The sequence below is a fragment of the Synechococcus sp. N32 genome, from assembly GCF_900473895.1.
Taxonomy (GTDB): domain Bacteria; phylum Cyanobacteriota; class Cyanobacteriia; order PCC-6307; family Cyanobiaceae; genus Parasynechococcus.
In genome coordinates this window covers 226,177-242,014 of record NZ_UCND01000011.1, presented here as the reverse complement: position 1 = coordinate 242,014, position 15,838 = coordinate 226,177, and the positions used below count along the sequence as shown (strand labels likewise).

The window sequence follows — 15,838 nt, the reverse complement described above, 5'->3', positions numbered from 1 at the left end:
TTTCCTTGCGACTTTAACCAGCCCCTCCTGCGCGGGAGAATTTTGTTTTTCAAAGCGTTGTTGTGAGTGACGCCACGGTCATCCTTCAGATGATCTGCCCCGATCGGCCAGGCCTGGTCAGCGAACTGGCGGGTTGGGTGGCGGCCAATGGCGGCAGCATTCGCCATGCCGATCACCACACGGATGCAGGAGCTGGGTTGTTTCTCAGCCGGATTGAGTGGCAGCTCCAGGGATTCGGCATTCCCCGGGATGTGCTTCCTGAAGCGGCTCAGGCTCTGGGACAGCGGCTTGGTGGCGAAGCGCAGCTCCACTTCTCAGACGAGCATCCCCGTGTGGCGATTTTTGCCAGCAAGCAGAGCCATTGCCTGCAGGATTTGCTCTGGCGGGTTCAAAGCGGGGAGCTGCCGATGCAGGTTCCCCTGGTCATCGCCAACCATCCGGATCTGGAACCCCTGTGTGCATCATTTGAGGTCCCTTTTGTTTGTGTTCCCGTCAGTCGGGACACCAAAGCGGATGCTGAGCAGCAGATCTTGGAGCTGCTTGAACAGAACAAGGTTGAACTTGCGGTGCTGGCCAAATACATGCAGGTGCTGAGCAGTGATTTCCTCGAGCGTTTCCCCCAGGTGATCAACATTCACCATTCGTTTCTGCCAGCGTTCAAGGGCGCTCAGCCGTACCACCGGGCCTGGGACCGTGGGGTCAAGCTCATCGGTGCTACAGCCCACTACGTCACCGAAGATTTGGATGACGGCCCGATCATTGAGCAAACCACCGTTCCCGTCAGCCATCGGGACGAAGTGGAGGATCTGATCCGCAAGGGCCGTGACACGGAACGCCTTGCCTTGGCGCGGGCCCTTCGCTTGCATCTGCGCCGTCAGGTGATGGTCTACCGCGGGCGTACGGCTGTTTTTGCATGACCTCTGATCGTGGCGGTCAGGCTTTCCGGCTTGGCCTGTTTCTGCTCCCCTCCAGTGCTCTGCTCTCGGGCATCTGCCTCTTTGTGGCTTGTGTCAGTGGCAGTCGGGGCAGGGATCGGCCTATCTGGCATGCCCGCTGGACCCAACCGTTTCTGGTTGCTGCTCTGTTGATGCTGGTGGGGGCGCTGGTGTCGGAAACAGGGGCGCTGGCCTGGGCTGGGTTGGGCAATTGGTTGCCGTTGTTTTGGGCCTTCTGGGCTTTTCAGCCCCATCTGGCCAGCGAACAGCAGCGCCGTCAGGCCGCTTGGATGCTGGTGGCCGGCACCTTGCCGGTGCTGCTCACCGGCCTTGGGCAAATGTTTCTGGGTTGGCAGGGACCCTGGCAACTCGGAGGCGGCGCCATCATCTGGTTCGTCGCGCCCGGTGGTCAGCCGCAGGGGCGACTCTCGGCCCTGTTTGATTACGCCAACATTGCCGGTGCCTGGCTTGGGGTGGTCTGGCCGTTGATGCTGGCGGCTGTGCTGCGGCCGGATGGTTGGTGGCGCCGCGGTGCTGCTCTGGTGCTCACGCTTTCAACGGTTGTTGCGGTTGTGCTCACCCAGTCGCGCAATGCCATGGGAGCGCTGGCCTTGTCGGTTCCCTTTGTGATGGGGCCGATGCAGTGGTTCTGGTTGTTCCCTCTGCTGTTGCTCCTGGCCTCGCCGTTGTTGTTGGTGATGCTGCCGGGTGTCCCGTCCGGATGGCGCCAATTGGCGATGGCCTTGGTGCCCGAGCCGATCCTTGATCGACTCCTGGAACGAGGAGGGCCCACCGCCTGGAAACACACCCGTCTGGGGCAGTGGGGGTATGCCTTGGAGTTGGTTGCCGCCCGTCCTTGGCTGGGCTGGGGGGCAGCTGCTTTCAGCGTGCTGTATCCGATCTATGCGGCCAAGCGTTGGCATGGCCATTCCCACAATCTCCCCCTGGAGTTGGCGATCAGCCATGGCCTTCCGGTGATGCTGTTGGTTGTCGGAACGGTGCTGCTGTTGCTGGTGGTGGCTCTGCGGCGTGGAATCCTGCAGAAAGCACCCATGGAACGGGCCTGGTGGACCGCCACGTTGGTGCTGGCGGCGATGCATGCCACCGACCTGCCGTTGTTCGACAGTCGCCTCAACATTCTGGGCTGGACGCTGTTGGCCGGTTTGGCTGCCTTCAACCAGGAGCGGGAACAGACTCCATCGCCAAGGCCTGATCGTGATGTTCACGCAGCGTCGCCGGAGCCAGGGGCCCTCTGAGGTGGGTCCAGGGGAGGGTTGTTGAGGCCTCCCATGGTTCCTGGATCACCGTGCTCCAGGGCGGCGGTGGCGGTAGGGCTGGGCCTGGCATCGGCTCGAGTTCACCGTTGAGGGCAGCCCGGTAGGTCTTCTTCCAGCCGCCCATGCTTTCGCGGCCCTCCCCAACGGCTGCGATCACCGGCGCAAGGCGACGGTCGCTGCGGGAGAGCAGGGCTTGAATCACGCTCCAGCCATAGCTCTCCGGGCGGAATTCGATTCCCTTCGGTTTCAACCGTTTGGCCAAACGTTTGAGGCGCTTCTCGGCTTCCGGTCGGACGCCCTGCCACTGGAAGGGGGTCTGGGCTTTGGGCACAAAGGTGCTCACCCCAAGGGTGAAGCGAAGTCCAGCGGTTCCTTTCTTGAGTGCCAGCAGCAGATCCGCCGTTGCTTCGACGTCGTCATCCGATTCCGTTGGCAGGCCCACCATTCCGTAGAGCTTGAGACCCGTGAGGCCGCCCTGTTTGGCATGGCGAGCCGCTTCATGGATGGCCTCCGTGGTGAGTTTCTTGTTCACCACCTCGCGCATTCGCTCACTGCCGCTTTCGATGGCGATGGTGAGGGACCGGCTGCCCCGTTTGGCCAGGATCCGACCCAACTCAGGGGTCACGGTGGCTGCCCTCACCGAGCTGACGCTGACGCGGGTGCCATCGAAACGGTCTTGATCCAGCCAGTGCAGGAGATCGGCGAACTGGGGATGCTGGGTGACGGAGGCCCCCAGTAGACCAAGGCGTTTGGTGGCTTGAAGGCCTTTCTCCACGGCCGGGATCAGGCCGTCATCCAACGACGGTGTCCGGAAGGGCAGCGTCAGGTAGCTGGCCAGACAAAACCTGCACAGTTCAGGACAACTGCGCACCACCTCCACCATGTGGATGTCGGGCCAGGCGGCCTCGGGGGTGACCACCGTTGAGTGACTCAGGGTGTTGCCGCGCCAGGTCTGTTTTTCCACCTGGGCTGGAACCGCTGGATCGATCGGTTCCACGCCCATCAGCTCCCCGTCAGGGTCGTACTGCGGGGCATAGAGCGACGGCACGTACACCCCCGGCACCTGAGCCAGCTGTCGCAGCCGCTCCGCTCGTGGTGCCTGTCGGCAGTTCTGCAGCGCATCGATGAAGGCGGGCAGCAGCAGTTCACCGTCCCCGAGCAGCACGGCATCAAAAAACGGAGCCAGCGGCTCGGGGTTGGCCGTGAGCACTGGACCTCCGCCGAACACGATCGGGTCCTCATCTCCTCGCTCCAGGGCCCAGATCGGAATCCGCTGGTTCTGCAGCAGCTCCGGCAGCACCGGTCCATCCAGTTCCCAGCTCAGGGAGAGCCCGAACAGATCGATGTGGCGTGGCATCGCATCACCCTGATCCGTGAACAGCCGGCGCACGTCCACATCCGATCGCTGCGCAAGCGTCGCCCAGACGATCTGATAGCCGAGGCTGGTGATCCCCACGGAATAGGTGCTGGGAAAGGCCAGCACGGCCTTCAGGGCATCGGGGTCCGGCGTGGCCGGATCGAAGAGCAGCGTTTCCTGGTTCAGCTGGGGCCTCCTGTTGGGCCTGATGGCGGGGTGGGCGGTGTGAACGGACGTCTGTAGCGGTTGAGCTTCATGGCCATCCGATCTTCAGCGTCGAGTTCCATGCCCATCTGACGTTCGTAGATCGAGTGGGGATGGAACAGTCGGGCGATCACGAAGCTGGTGAGACAGGCCACCAGAATCGGTTTGAGGATCAGCAGATCCTTGGTGAGGGCAAAGGCCAGGAACATCGCCGAGATCGGCGTGCGGGAACAGCCGGCCACGAAGGCGCCCATGCCTGCGAAGACATAGGTGGTGGGTACATGGCCGGTGAGGGCCTCAACGCCAAATCCACCGGCCAAGCCAATGGCCCCTCCCAGCGTCAGCATCGGCATGAACAGTCCCCCTGGCGCTCCTGAGCCCGCCGCCAGTCCGGTGCTGAAAAAGAGCACCACAAAGCTGGCGAGGGCCAGGCTGATATCGGCCTTGCCGGCTCCAATCAGGTGCTTCAGTTCGCTGGGGTTATGGAAGGCATCCGGCAGGGCTGCATAGACGCAGCCCAGCACAAGCCCGCTCACCGTCATGCGCAGGATCAGTCGGTCCCCGAACCAACGGTTGCCCTGCCGCTGCATGGTGAGCACGTAGCGGGTGTAAAGCTCCGCCAGCACACCGATCACCACACCGAGAGCCACCAGATACAGCAGATCCACCGGAAGGAAGCGCACCAGGGGGGTGTACTCACGTTCCAGTTGAAACCCGATGGTGCTGTTGAGCCCGCCGCCCCCGGGGTTGAGGCCGAGAAACCCAAGCACATCCGCAAGGGTGTCGGCCGAGAAGGTGGTGATGATCACCAGCAGCAGCACCACGGGCCTGGCGGAGTGGAGCAGCTCCTCGATCGCGTAGATGAATCCACCGATGGGAGCACTGAACACGGCGGCAATACCCGCACCACCACCGGCGGCCACAATCACCCGGCGAAAGGCCACCGGCGCCCGCAGCCAGCGGGACATCTGCCAGGCCACGGAGCCGCCCATCTGAACGGCGGGGCCTTCCGGGCCCAGGGGGAAACCCGAGCCGATGGCAATGATGCCGGCCACCAGTTTCACCAGGCCCACCCGAAGCCCCATGGGAACTGACCGGTGGCGCAGGAAGCCCATGATGTGGGTGATCCCGGCTCCGCCAGCGGCCGGAGACAGGTTGGTGATCAACCAGGCCGAGACCATGCCGCCGATGGCGCCGAGGGCGGGGAGCACTACCCAGGCTGGAAATTCATCGAGCAGGTCGAGCCGCCAATCCCGCAGCAGGTTGATGCCGCTGGTGAACAGCAGGCCGGTGATGGCAGCCCCGAGGCCCGTGAGCGCCAGAGCCAGAACCACCACCAGCCAGCGGCGTTCCAACAACCTCCTGATGCTCCGGCTGGAGCCCAGGAGGTGGCGTCGTTGTTTGGGTTCGCTCAGGGATGGCACAGATGAGGTGATCCGGAATCAGGCCTGAGCCAGAACGGTTGCTTCGTCGTCAGCACTGACCACGCGCCCCTGGTCTTCAAAGCCGCTGATCTGATCAAAGTTCAGGTAGCGGTAGAGCTCATCGGAGAGGGGATCGATCTTCTCGGCCGCAATGCTGCGGTATTCCTCCGGGGTGGGAATGCGTCCCAGCTGGGCGCATACGGCGGCCAGTTCGGCGCTGCCCAGGTACACCTGAGCACCCTTGCCCAGGCGGTTGTTGAAGTTGCGGGTGCTGGTGGAGAACACGGTGGTGTTGTCCTCCACGCGGGCCTGGTTGCCCATGCAGAGGGAGCAACCCGGCATCTCCATGCGGGACCCGGCGGCTTCGAAGGTGGCGTAGTAGCCCTCTTCTTTGAGGGTCTCTTCGTCCATCCGCGTTGGCGGACAGACCCAGAGGCGCGCCGTGTTCTGGCCGGCCCCTTCCAGCACCTTGGCCGCGGCGCGGTAGTGGCCGATGTTGGTCATGCAGGAGCCAATGAACACCTCCTGCACAGGGTCACCAGCCACCTCGCTGAGCAACTTCACGTTGTCGGGATCGTTGGGGCAGGCCACCACCGGTTCGGTGAGCTCGTCGAGGTTGATCTCCAGCACTTCCGCGTACTCCGCGTCTGCGTCAGCACTCATCAGCTGGGGATTCGCCAGCCAGGCCTCCATCTCCTTGATCCGGCGGGCCAGGGTGCGGGCGTCGCTGTAGCCGCGGGCGATCATGTTTTTCAGCAGCGCCACGTTGCTGCGCAGGTATTCGCTCACCGTGTCTTCGGAGAGCTTGATCGTGCAGCCGGCGCAGGAGCGTTCGGCGCTGGCATCGGTGAGTTCGAAGGCCTGTTCCAGCTTCAGGTCGGGCAGACCTTCGATCTCCATGATCCGGCCGTTGAACAGATTCTTCTTGTTGGCCTTTTCAACGGTGAGCAGTCCCCGCTGAATGGCCACCCAGGGAATGGCGTTCACCACGTCCCGCAGTGTGACGCCCGGTTGCAGGGATCCGCTGAAGCGCACCAGCACCGATTCAGGCATGTCCAGTGGCATGGCGCCGATGGCGGCTGCAAAGGCCACCACCCCAGAGCCGCCCGGGAAGGAAATGCCGAGGGGGAAGCGGGTGTGGCTGTCGCCGCCGGTGCCGACGGTGTCGGGCAGAAGCATCCGGTTCAGCCAGCTGTGGATGATGCCGTCACCGGGTCGAAGGGCCACGCCACCGCGCTGGGCGAAGAAGTCGGGCAGTTCGTTCTGGGTCTGCAGATCCACAGGCTTCGGATAGGCGGCGGTGTGGCAGAAGCTCTGCATCACCAGGTCGGAGGAGAAGCCCAGGCAGGCCAGTTCCTTCATTTCGTCCCGCGTCATCGGGCCGGTGGTGTCCTGGGAGCCGACGGTGGTCATCAGCGGTTCGCAGCTGGTGCCGGGTCGGACGCCTGCAAGACCGCAGGCCTTGCCCACCATCTTCTGCGCAAGGGTGAAGCCCTTGCCGGTGTCTGCCGGGGCAGAGGGGCGGATGAACAGATCCGAAGGGGTGAGGCCAAGCTTGGCGCGCACCTTGTCGGTGAGGGCGCGACCGATCATCAGGGGGATGCGACCGCCAGCCCGCACCTCGTCGCTGATCGTGGTGGGCTTCAGCTCGAACCGACTCACCACCTTGCCGTCCCGTTCGATCGTGCCGGCGTGGGGGCGAATGGTGATCACATCACCAGTGTTCAGGTCGGTGACATCGCATTCGATCGGCAGGGCACCGGAGTCTTCAGCGGTGTTGAAAAAGATCGGGGCGATCTTGCCGCCAAGGATCACGCCGCCTGCCCGTTTGTTGGGCACATGGGGAATGTCATTACCGGTGTGCCAGAGCACCGAATTGATGGCGCTCTTGCGGGAGCTGCCGGTTCCCACCACATCACCGACGTAGGCCACGGGATGGCCTTTCTCTTTCAGGCTCGCGATGATCTTCAGGCCCTCCGGATCGCGGGTCTCGAGCATCGCCAGGGCATGGACGGGGATGTCCGGCCGGGTGGTGGCGTGGGTGGCCGGTGAGAGATCGTCCGTGTTGGTTTCGCCTTCAACCTTGAACACCGTCACGGTGATGCTGTCGGCCAGTTCGGGCTTGGCGGTGAACCACTCGGCTGCGGCCCAGCTGTCCACAACTTGCTTGGCGAAGCGGTTGTCCGCCGCCAGATCCATCACTTCGTTGAAGGCGTCGTAGACGAGCAGCGTTCGGCTGAGTCCCTCAGCAGCACAGCCAGCCAGCGCAGCGTCGGAATTCTTCAGCAGCTCGATCAGAGCGGCGACGTTGTATCCCCCCACCATCGTTCCCAGCAGGCGGGTGGCCTCCAGTGGCGACACCAGGGGGCTCTTGGCGTCTCCCTGAGCCACGGCACTGAGCCAGGTGGCCTTCATGTAAGCCGCTTCATCCACACCCGGGGGGATCCGCTCGCTGAGCAGGTGCAGCAGGAACTCCTCCTCGCCGGCGGGAGGGTTCTGCAGCAGCTCGGTCAGTCCCTGGGTCTGCTCGGCGTTGAGCGGAAGAGCGGGAACGCCCTGGGCTTCCCGGGCGGCGGCCAGCTCGCGGTAAGCGCTCAGCATGGAGATCTCTGTTCAGGGATGACCACCATTCTTCCGGACCGTGTCTGTTGCTAGTGAGCGGGGTGCGTAGCCTTGGTCGGAGTCTCGCGTCCAGTCATGGCCACCACCTCCGATTTGCATGTGGTGGAGACACGTCCCTTGGTGGCCCCTGCTGTGTTGCATCAGGAGCTGCCCATGGACGCGGCGGCGCTCGAGACCGTGGCGTCTGCCCGCCGGCGCATTCAAGAGATCCTCAGTGGCCGTGATCAGCGCCTGCTGGTGGTTGTGGGCCCCTGCTCTGTTCATGACGTCAAGGCTGCCCGGGAGTATGCCCAGCGCCTGGCTCCGATCCGCGAGCGCTTGAAGGATCAGCTCGAGGTGGTGATGCGGGTGTATTTCGAGAAGCCGCGCACCACAGTTGGTTGGAAGGGACTGATTAACGACCCCCATCTCGACGACTCCTATGACATCAACACTGGTCTGCGGCGGGCCCGGGGCCTGCTGTTGGATCTCGCCCGGGAGGGGATGCCTGCTGCAACGGAACTGCTCGATCCGGTGGTTCCGCAGTACATCGCTGATTTGATCAGCTGGACCGCCATCGGCGCCAGGACGACGGAAAGTCAGACCCACCGTGAAATGGCCTCAGGGCTGTCGATGCCGATCGGCTACAAGAACAGCACCAACGGCAGCGCCACCATCGCGATCAATGCCATGCAGGCGGCAGCCAAGCCGCATCACTTCCTCGGCATCAATCGCGATGGCCATGCCTCGATCGTCAGCACCACGGGCAATCCCTACGGCCACCTCGTGCTGCGCGGCGGCAGCCAGGGCAGCAATTACCACTTGGAAGCTGTGCAGGAGTCCGCAGCCGAGTTGAGCAAAGCCGGTCTGCAGGATCGTCTGATGGTCGATTGCAGCCATGCCAACAGCAACAAAGACTTCCGCCGACAGGCGGAGGTGCTGGCCAGCGTTGCCGAGCAGTTGCGGGGGGGCTCCAATCACGTGATGGGCGTGATGATCGAGAGCCATCTGGTGGAGGGCAACCAGAAGCTCAACGCCGACCTGACGCAGCTGACCTATGGCCAGAGCGTCACGGATGCCTGCATCAGCCTCGAGACCACCGAAACCCTGTTGGAGGATCTGGCCGCGGCCGTGGCCAGTCGCAAACAGACGGTGACCGCCTGAGCATCAACGCCTTGGTTCAAACCACCAGCTGACTCCACAGCACCCCCACGCTGAGGGGAACGCTGAGGTTGTCGAGACCGCTCCAGCTGAGCTGCTCCAAACCGGTTGCCATGGCCACCATGCCAAGGGCTGCTGGCAGGGACAGGTCCGCCCCCGACCATCGCGCTAGGCCGATCAGCACCAGGCCTGAGACAACGGCCATGGTCATCGTGCCGACGCTTGATTTGGTCTGACCAAACAGAACCCACTTCGGGGACTCGACGTTGCGGCCGATCAACCCTGCAAGCCCATCCCCCAGGGCCATCACGAGAACCCCGGCGGATACCGCATCGGCTCGGGTTGGCCAGAACAGCAGAAGCAGCGTTGTGATTGCGATGCCGTAGGCGATGGTGCCGTAGCTGTTGCGATCAACATCCTCAACGGCGGGGATGAAGCGCCATTGGTGATTGATCGTCGTTACAACGGTGATCACCGCCGCAACAGGCAGGGCAACGACGAAGGGAATTTCAAAGAACCAGGCCAAAGGAACCACGGCTCCGGTTCCGATGTGCACAATTTTTCGGCTCAGTTCCCGTTGGTTCGGCCGAAGCCGACGGCACAACACGGCGCCTGCTATCACCATCGCCATCCAGGTCAGGATGGCGATGGGTCCGGTGATGGAAAGCAAGTGGCTTAGGCGGCTTGTTGGTGGTTGGTCATGGCGCGCAGCTTGAGAATCGCTTTGGCCTCCAGCTGTCGGACGCGCTCACGGGACACATTGATCTGACGACCGATCTCGGCAAGGGTCAGAGGCTCTTCACCACCAAGACCGAACCGCAACTTCAGAATCTTCTGCTCGCGTTCGTTCAACTGCGAGAGCCAGCCCCCCAGATGTTCCTTCTGGATGCTGCGATCCATCCCCTCCATCGGTTCTTCACCGTTGGGATCCGGGATCAGTTCACCCAGGGTGCTGCGATCTTCCTCGCCACGGGCATGGGCATCGAGGGATGCACAAGGTGCGCTCTGGGAGATCAAATCCTCCAGTTCCCGGGGCTCGATGCCCATGGCACTCGCCAACTCCAGCCGATTCGGTTGACGACCGAAGCGGTGGGACAGCTCCCGGGAGATGCGACGCATCTTGGAGAGCTTTTCACTGATGTGGATTGGCAGGCGAATGGTGCGGGCGCTGTTGTCGATGGCCCGCGTCATGCCTTGGCGAATCCACCAGTAGGCATAGGTGGAAAATTTGTAGCCCATGGCGGGGTCGAACTTGTCGACCGCTCGCTCCAGGCCGATGGCACCTTCTTGAACCAGATCGAGCAGCTCCAGGCCCTGGTTCTGGTATTTCTTCGCCACGCTCACCACGAGGCGGAGGTTGGCGGCCATCATCCTGTCGCGGGCCCGTTTGCCCATGCGGATCTTGTGGCGATGCCGGGAGGTCAGCTCCTCTTCCGGTAGCTCCTGAAGTTGCTTCATCGCTTGCACATGGTGTGCAAGTTCGATCTCTTCAGCTGCCGTCAGCAAGGGAATGCGTCCGATGCTGCTCAGATAAAAACCAATGGAGTCGGTGGTCAGCCGCCCTCCTTGTCGAGTTGATGGTCGACGTCCGGTGGACGGCAACGCAGGTTCCTTCCGAGACGACTGTTTTGTCGTGCCGGAAGATTCCAGAGGGATCCCCATCACCCTGGTCTCCTGAATGAATTTGGGCTGAACTTAGCACTAGGCAACAGTGTTGACTGTTTCGAATCGAAAGAATTTCAGGAGCTGAATCTTTGGGCTTTCAAAACAACTGATTTGGCTGTGATCTTGGCGACTTCAAGTTTGTTTTTGAAGGAATGTTGTATCGGATGTCACAGACGCAATCCCTTTGAAAACAAAAAGAATCACAAGGATTGGATGCCGTTGCTCCATTCCTTGACCAATTGAATCTGGGAATTGCATTCCGAGGCGTCGTGCTCAGGTTTGCGCTGCACAAATGTGCCGTCGCTCTGCATGTCCCAGGCTGCCTGGTTGTCATTGAAGTAGAGCTGCAGCAGGCGTTCCAGTTTCTGGCGATGCTCGGGGTCTTCGATCGGTGTGACTGCTTCAATGCGGCGGTCGAGGTTGCGGCTCATCCAGTCGGCACTGCCGATGTACACCTCCGGTGAGCTGCCGTTGGCGAACGAAAAGATTCTCGAGTGTTCCAGGAACGGGCCGATGATGCTGATCACCCGAATGTTTTCACTCAGTCCTTCACAACCGGGATAGAGGCTGCACATCCCGCGAATGATCAATTCGATCGTTACTCCGGCTTGGGAGGCTTCATAAAGAAGCGCAATGATCGTTGGGTCCACCAGGGAATTCATCTTGGCTCGGATCACGGCCTGTCGGCCTTGCTGAGCATGTTCAATTTCGCGGCGGATCAACAGCTCCATGCCTTTTCGCAGGGTGACGGGGGCAACGAGCAGGCGACGAAAACTTTGCTGCTTGGAAAAACCGGTGAGGTAATTGAACAGTTCCACCAGGTCTTGACCCAGTTCCTGGTTGGCGGTGAGCAGGCCCAGGTCGGTGTAGAGCTTGGAGGTTTTGGAGTTGTAGTTGCCCGTGCCGATGTGCACATAGCTCTGCAGCTTGTCCTTCTCCTTGCGCACCACCAGAACAATCTTGGTGTGGGTTTTCAGCCCCAGCACCCCGTAGACCACATGCACTCCGGACTGCTCCAGGTGCCGGGCCCATTGGATGTTGTTGTCTTCGTCAAATCGTGCTTTCAATTCCACCAGTGCCATCACCTGCTTGCCGTTTTCGGCGGCACGGATCAGTGCAGCGATGATCGGTGAGTCTTTGGAGGTGCGGTAGAGCGTCATCTTGATGCCCATCACCTGGGGATCGTCCGCTGCTTGGTTGATGAACTCTTCGACGGTTGTCGAGAAGAGGTCATAGGGATGGTGCAGAAGGATGTCCTGACGGCGAATCACCGAGAACATCGATCTGAACTCATCCGGCTTGATTGCTCCCTCGTCCAGCAGGTGCTGCTGACTGCGGGCTAGCACCGTTGGTGTCTGGCCTCCGTGGCTTTGGCTCTTGAGTTTCGGCAGCGGTAGTGCGGTCAGGCTGAGCAGGTCGTCCAGGCCCAGGGGGCCATCAATCACATAGAGGTCTTCCTCTTCAACGCTGAGTCCTGTCATCAGCATCTCCACCACGTCCTGAGGCATTTCGTTGGGCACCTCGAGGCGCACCACCTCACCGCCCATGCGTCGCTTTCGCAGTCCCTGTTCCAGGGCCAGCATCAGGTCATCGGCTTCCAGATCCCTCAGTTCCAGATCCGCATCCCGCGTCACGCGGAAGAAGTAGTGCCCCTCGATCGTCATGCCAGGGAACAGCTCCTTCAGGTTGAAGGCGATCACCTGCTCGAGGGCGATGGCGGTGTGAACGGGTTTGTGCTCCTGGCCGCTCAGATTCGAGGGGATGGCGATGAAGCGAGGCAGATTTTTCTGGGGAACTTTCACCCGGGCAAATTGCCGTTGCCCTGTTTCCGGATCAACAACCACGGCCGCAACGTTGAGGCTCAGGTTGCTGACGAAGGGGAACGGATGGGCGGGGTCCACAGCCAGCGGTGTGAGCACCGGAAACACCGAGGTCTGGAAGGTGTCGTCAACCCACTGGCGTTGGTCGTCGTTCAGCTGTCTGTAATCGAGCAGCTCAACCTTGTGTTCCAGCAGCTTCGGCCTCAGGTGCTGGCGGTAATGCACCTGTTGCTCTCGCAGCAGGGGAATTAGCCGTTCCCGGATCGCCAGAAGCTGCTCCAAGGGCGATTTGCCATCCTCACTTGGCTTGCTGACGCCCGCCTCCACCTGAGACTTCAGTGACGCCACGCGAACCATGAAGAATTCGTCGAGGTTGTTGCTGAAGATGGCGCTGAACTTGGCTTGATCGAGCAGAGGTGTGCGCGGATCCAGGGCCTGGGCCAGCACCCTTTCGTTGAAGGCGATCCAGCTCAGCTCCCGGTTGATGTAGTGCTCAGGGGCTAAGGCTGCTGCGCACATGGGCTGAACGGCTCGGCGCTGGTGTCGTTAGCCGAAACGTAGCAATCAGGACTGGCTTGGTTGTGTGTCGGAGATGTCCGGCAGAGGGCTGCCGGCCACCAGGCCGATCACGATCACCAGCACGGTTGCCGCAGCCGCAAACGGGCTCACTGGACCCAGCAGGTCGTAGCTCAATCCCGCTAGGGGGGGGGCCGAGGAAACTGCCCAAACTCTGCAGGGCTTGAAGGCTGCCGAGGGCGCTGCCTTGCCCTTCCCGACCCAGGCGCCGTGACACCAGGCTGCGCAGGCTTGGTGTCACCAAGCCGGTGCCCAGGGCCAGGATGCCGACGGCGGTGAAGATGGCACCGGCCCGATCGGATGCGCCGACGCTGGGGATCAGCAGGCATCCAATGATGACAAGGCCCAGGCCCAGCAAGGTCAGACGCCATTCGCCGAACCGTTTCACCAGCGGCCCGATCAGCCCCCCTTGCACCACGGTGGCGACCACTCCCACCACCAGGAAGGCAGTGGTGGCGAGCTCAGGGCCCCAGCCGAAGCGCTGCTTGAAATAGAGCACCAGGATGGCGGTGAAGCCGTTGAAGGCCAGGAAGAAGAGGAAAAAAGCTCCGCACAGTCGCCCCACGCTGGGGTTCATCAGCACCTGGCTCAGCCGTGCAAACGGATTGAGGTCGCGTTTTCTGGGCAGGTTTTTGCGGGACTCCTGGGGATGGGTTTCCGGCAACAGATTGAGCACCACCAAGAGGTTGAGTGCAGCGAAGCCTGTGGCCACCCAAACGGGAAGGGACACGGCCACCCGGGCCAGTTGCCCGCCAACGAAGGGGCCAAGGATGAACCCCAAGCCGAAGGCCACGCCGATCAAGCCGAAGGCACGGGCTCGCTTCTCCGGAGGAGTGATGTCGGCGAGTACGGCGCTGGCTGTTGCTGCCGTACCGCCACTGATGCCGTCAATGATCCGTGCTGCGAACAGCAACAGCAGGGGCAGCAGGCTTTGGCTTGGCCAAGGCAGTGAAACCGTCACGGCAAACAGGCCGAGCCCCACGACGGATCCTGCGACGCAGATGCTGATCACGGGGCGGCGGCCGTAGCGATCACTGAGCGCTCCGATCAAGGGCGTGACCAGGAACTGCGCCAGGGCATAGCTTCCCGCCAACAGTCCCAGGGTTCGTCCGTCTGGGGCGAACTGGGCCAGCAGAAAGGGCAACAGCGGAAAAACAATGCTTTCGCTGAGCCGGTCGTTGAGCAGCGTGAGAAACGCGCTGAGCAGTGTGGGAATCCGAGGACGCTGCAAGCTTGCCGCCACGCAGGAGAGACTCACATTCCCACAGGCGGCTCCATGGCTTTGCGTCCGATCGCTCCGGAGGATCAACCGCTGTTGCGGGAGATCTATGCCGATGCGATCGAATCGCAGGCTCCCCTCCTTTATTCACAGGAACAAGTCAGGGCTTGGGCGGCCTTGGCTTGGTTGCCCGGCGTGCTTGATGCGAGTTTTCGGGAGGGCTCGGGATGGCTCACCACCGATGGTTCGGCCTTTGCGATCCGCCATCCGGAAGATCGTCTCTCGTTGCTTTACTGCCGTGGTTGTGCCTCGAGGCGGGGGCATGGCAGTGCCCTCCTGAACCGGATTGAGGCGGATGCGCTGGCATCTGGCGTTCAACAATTACGAACGGAGGCCAGCCAGTTCAGCCGACCGTTGCTGGAGCGACGGGGCTGGTGTGTGGAAGCGCCGGAGACGATCCTGATTGGAGGCGTTCCGTTCGAGCGCTATCGGATGGCCAAGCTGCTTCGCCAAGCGCAGAGTTGATCGAGCTGGGCTTGGGCTTGGCGCGTCTCCAGAACGGACGCTGCCCGCTGAATGCCCTGTTCCAGGGAATCACTGCAGCCGGCGAACCACAGATAGGCGCCGGCGTTCCAGCGCAGGGCGTCGCAGAGAGGGCCTTTGTTCTGAAGGGCGTTTCGTGCCTGCTCAGCCCAGGTGGTGTCGTCAGCCCATTCCACGTCGGCGTCGTGACAGCCATGGTCACGGGGGTGCAGGATCAATCGCTCCGCTTTGCCGTTCCGCACCCGGGCCGTGATGCAGGCTCGACCGATGGGCAGGTCGGTGCCTCCTTCCAACCCCTTCACGGTGAGAACATCGGTTTCGCCGGCTTGCTTGAGGGCTTCCCAGGCGCGGGCTTCCGTGGGTGGGTGGACAAAGCCACTCACAAGGAGGTGGTCGCCTTGGTGGGGTGTCCAGAGCAGTTCCAGGCTGGCAATCGGGGGACGCTTGCCCAGTTCTTCGCGGTAGCCGATCAGGGTTTCCGCGATGGGGAAGTGATCCGGTTGGTGAATCAGGGCAAAACCGTTCTGCTGGAACCCGTCTGCAACGTCGCTGATTGGCAGACCTGTGAGGTCGAGATCAAGAAGGCGGAACAGATCAACAGCGGTGACGCCGTATTTGATCGGCATCCGGTCACCGCCCTGCAGAACCACCGGCTGACCACAGGCCAGCAGCACCAGCGCGGTGAGCGGGTAAATCGGCGCAGTACGCGTGCGCCCGTCGTAGGGCATTCCGAAACACAACGGTGCTCGACTGCCAGCGGTGGATTGCAGCACCGGGCCATGGGCTCGGTAGGTGTCGAGCATGCCCGTGAGTTCCTGAGGTTCGGGTCGTCGGATGCGATGGGCAATCAGGAAGGCGCCGATCTGTGCGGGCGTTGCTTCGCCCTGCAGCATCAGCTCCATGGCATCAGCCGCTTCCTCGCGACTCATGCCTTTGCTGGTGTGTTCACCGCTTCCCACCTTGCGCAGGTGCTGCTTGAAGCGGTCGCGGCCGGAGAGAACTGCGCTCGTCAAGGGTCCGGCTCAAGCTGTGATCAGTCTTCAGGAGCGACTGACC

Annotated in this window: 11 protein-coding genes and 1 pseudogene; 4 read left to right on the top strand and 8 right to left on the bottom strand. The window is 62.1% G+C overall.

Features of this window, described 5'->3' with window-relative positions:
* Positions 1 to 62: 62 nt before the first annotated feature.
* Together purU and DXY35_RS04870 are read left to right on the top strand one after the other, a co-directional pair.
* Positions 63 to 917: a formyltetrahydrofolate deformylase gene (gene purU / locus DXY35_RS04875; protein ID WP_115081363.1), complete on the top strand. Its 855-nt coding sequence runs from the start codon at positions 63 to 65 to the stop codon at positions 915 to 917.
* Positions 914 to 2,191 carry an O-antigen ligase gene (locus tag DXY35_RS04870; RefSeq protein WP_115081362.1) on the top strand — a complete coding sequence of 426 codons (1,278 nt, stop codon included), beginning with the start codon at positions 914 to 916 and terminating at the stop codon, positions 2,189 to 2,191. Before purU ends, DXY35_RS04870 begins: the two co-directional genes overlap by 4 nt.
* Here the strand turns inward: DXY35_RS04870 and DXY35_RS04865 are convergent.
* Genes DXY35_RS04865 through acnB form a run of 3 tightly spaced genes read right to left on the bottom strand, consistent with a single transcriptional unit; the run spans position 2,109 to position 7,798 of the window.
* Positions 2,109 to 3,695: a radical SAM protein gene (locus DXY35_RS04865; protein WP_244272915.1), complete on the bottom strand. Its 1,587-nt coding sequence runs from the start codon at positions 3,693 to 3,695 to the stop codon at positions 2,109 to 2,111. The two genes, DXY35_RS04870 and DXY35_RS04865, sit on opposite strands and share 83 nt — an antisense overlap.
* 56 nt (positions 3,696 to 3,751) lie before the next feature.
* Positions 3,752 to 5,197: a ClC family H(+)/Cl(-) exchange transporter gene (locus DXY35_RS04860; RefSeq protein ID WP_115081360.1), complete on the bottom strand. Its 1,446-nt coding sequence runs from the start codon at positions 5,195 to 5,197 to the stop codon at positions 3,752 to 3,754.
* A gap of 18 nt (positions 5,198 to 5,215) precedes the next feature.
* Complete coding sequence (acnB, locus tag DXY35_RS04855; RefSeq protein ID WP_115081359.1) at positions 5,216 to 7,798, bottom strand: bifunctional aconitate hydratase 2/2-methylisocitrate dehydratase; 2,583 nt, start codon at positions 7,796 to 7,798, stop codon at positions 5,216 to 5,218.
* Between the two features lie 96 nt (positions 7,799 to 7,894).
* Between acnB and DXY35_RS04850 the strand changes: the two genes are divergently transcribed.
* On the top strand, positions 7,895 to 8,962 hold the full coding sequence (locus DXY35_RS04850) for a 3-deoxy-7-phosphoheptulonate synthase (RefSeq protein ID WP_114988790.1): 1,068 nt from the start codon (positions 7,895 to 7,897) through the stop codon (positions 8,960 to 8,962).
* 16 nt (positions 8,963 to 8,978) lie between these two features.
* Here DXY35_RS04850 and DXY35_RS04845 read toward each other — a convergent pair whose 3' ends face one another.
* The 4 genes and pseudogenes from DXY35_RS04845 to DXY35_RS04830 all read right to left on the bottom strand — a co-directional run bounded on the left by DXY35_RS04845 (position 8,979) and on the right by DXY35_RS04830 (position 14,251).
* Entirely contained in the window at positions 8,979 to 9,629 is a 651-nt protein-coding gene (locus DXY35_RS04845) for a diacylglycerol/polyprenol kinase family protein (protein WP_115081358.1), read from the bottom strand.
* A 5-nt stretch (positions 9,630 to 9,634) separates the two neighbouring features.
* Entirely contained in the window at positions 9,635 to 10,621 is a 987-nt protein-coding gene (locus tag DXY35_RS04840) for an RpoD/SigA family RNA polymerase sigma factor (RefSeq protein ID WP_115081357.1), read from the bottom strand.
* A 203-nt stretch (positions 10,622 to 10,824) separates the two neighbouring features.
* Positions 10,825 to 12,963: a polyphosphate kinase 1 gene (ppk1, locus tag DXY35_RS04835; RefSeq protein WP_115081356.1), complete on the bottom strand. Its 2,139-nt coding sequence runs from the start codon at positions 12,961 to 12,963 to the stop codon at positions 10,825 to 10,827.
* A gap of 45 nt (positions 12,964 to 13,008) precedes the next feature.
* Positions 13,009 to 14,251, bottom strand: a pseudogene (locus DXY35_RS04830) (MFS transporter).
* Positions 14,252 to 14,296: 45 nt separating this feature from the next.
* On the opposite strand from DXY35_RS04830, the gene DXY35_RS04825 reads away from it, so the two are divergent.
* Positions 14,297 to 14,764, top strand: a complete 468-nt coding sequence (locus tag DXY35_RS04825; protein ID WP_115081355.1) for a GNAT family N-acetyltransferase — start codon at positions 14,297 to 14,299, stop codon at positions 14,762 to 14,764.
* Here the strand turns inward: DXY35_RS04825 and DXY35_RS04820 are convergent.
* Positions 14,725 to 15,795: an anthranilate phosphoribosyltransferase family protein gene (locus DXY35_RS04820; RefSeq protein WP_115081354.1), complete on the bottom strand. Its 1,071-nt coding sequence runs from the start codon at positions 15,793 to 15,795 to the stop codon at positions 14,725 to 14,727. The two genes, DXY35_RS04825 and DXY35_RS04820, sit on opposite strands and share 40 nt — an antisense overlap.
* Positions 15,796 to 15,838: the final 43 nt, after the last annotated feature.

Bases quoted from the DNA above. Each gene is read 5' to 3' on its own strand.
- DXY35_RS04870 (WP_115081362.1), top strand. From the start codon at position 914: ATGACCTCTGATCGTGGCGGTCAGGCTTTCCGGCTTGGCCTGTTTCTG.
- acnB (WP_115081359.1), bottom strand. From the start codon at position 7,798: ATGCTGAGCGCTTACCGCGAGCTGGCCGCCGCCCGGGAAGCCCAGGGC.
- DXY35_RS04850 (WP_114988790.1), top strand. From the start codon at position 7,895: ATGGCCACCACCTCCGATTTGCATGTGGTGGAGACACGTCCCTTGGTG.
- DXY35_RS04840 (WP_115081357.1), bottom strand. From the start codon at position 10,621: ATGGGGATCCCTCTGGAATCTTCCGGCACGACAAAACAGTCGTCTCGG.
- ppk1 (WP_115081356.1), bottom strand. From the start codon at position 12,963: ATGTGCGCAGCAGCCTTAGCCCCTGAGCACTACATCAACCGGGAGCTG.
- DXY35_RS04825 (WP_115081355.1), top strand. From the start codon at position 14,297: ATGGCTTTGCGTCCGATCGCTCCGGAGGATCAACCGCTGTTGCGGGAG.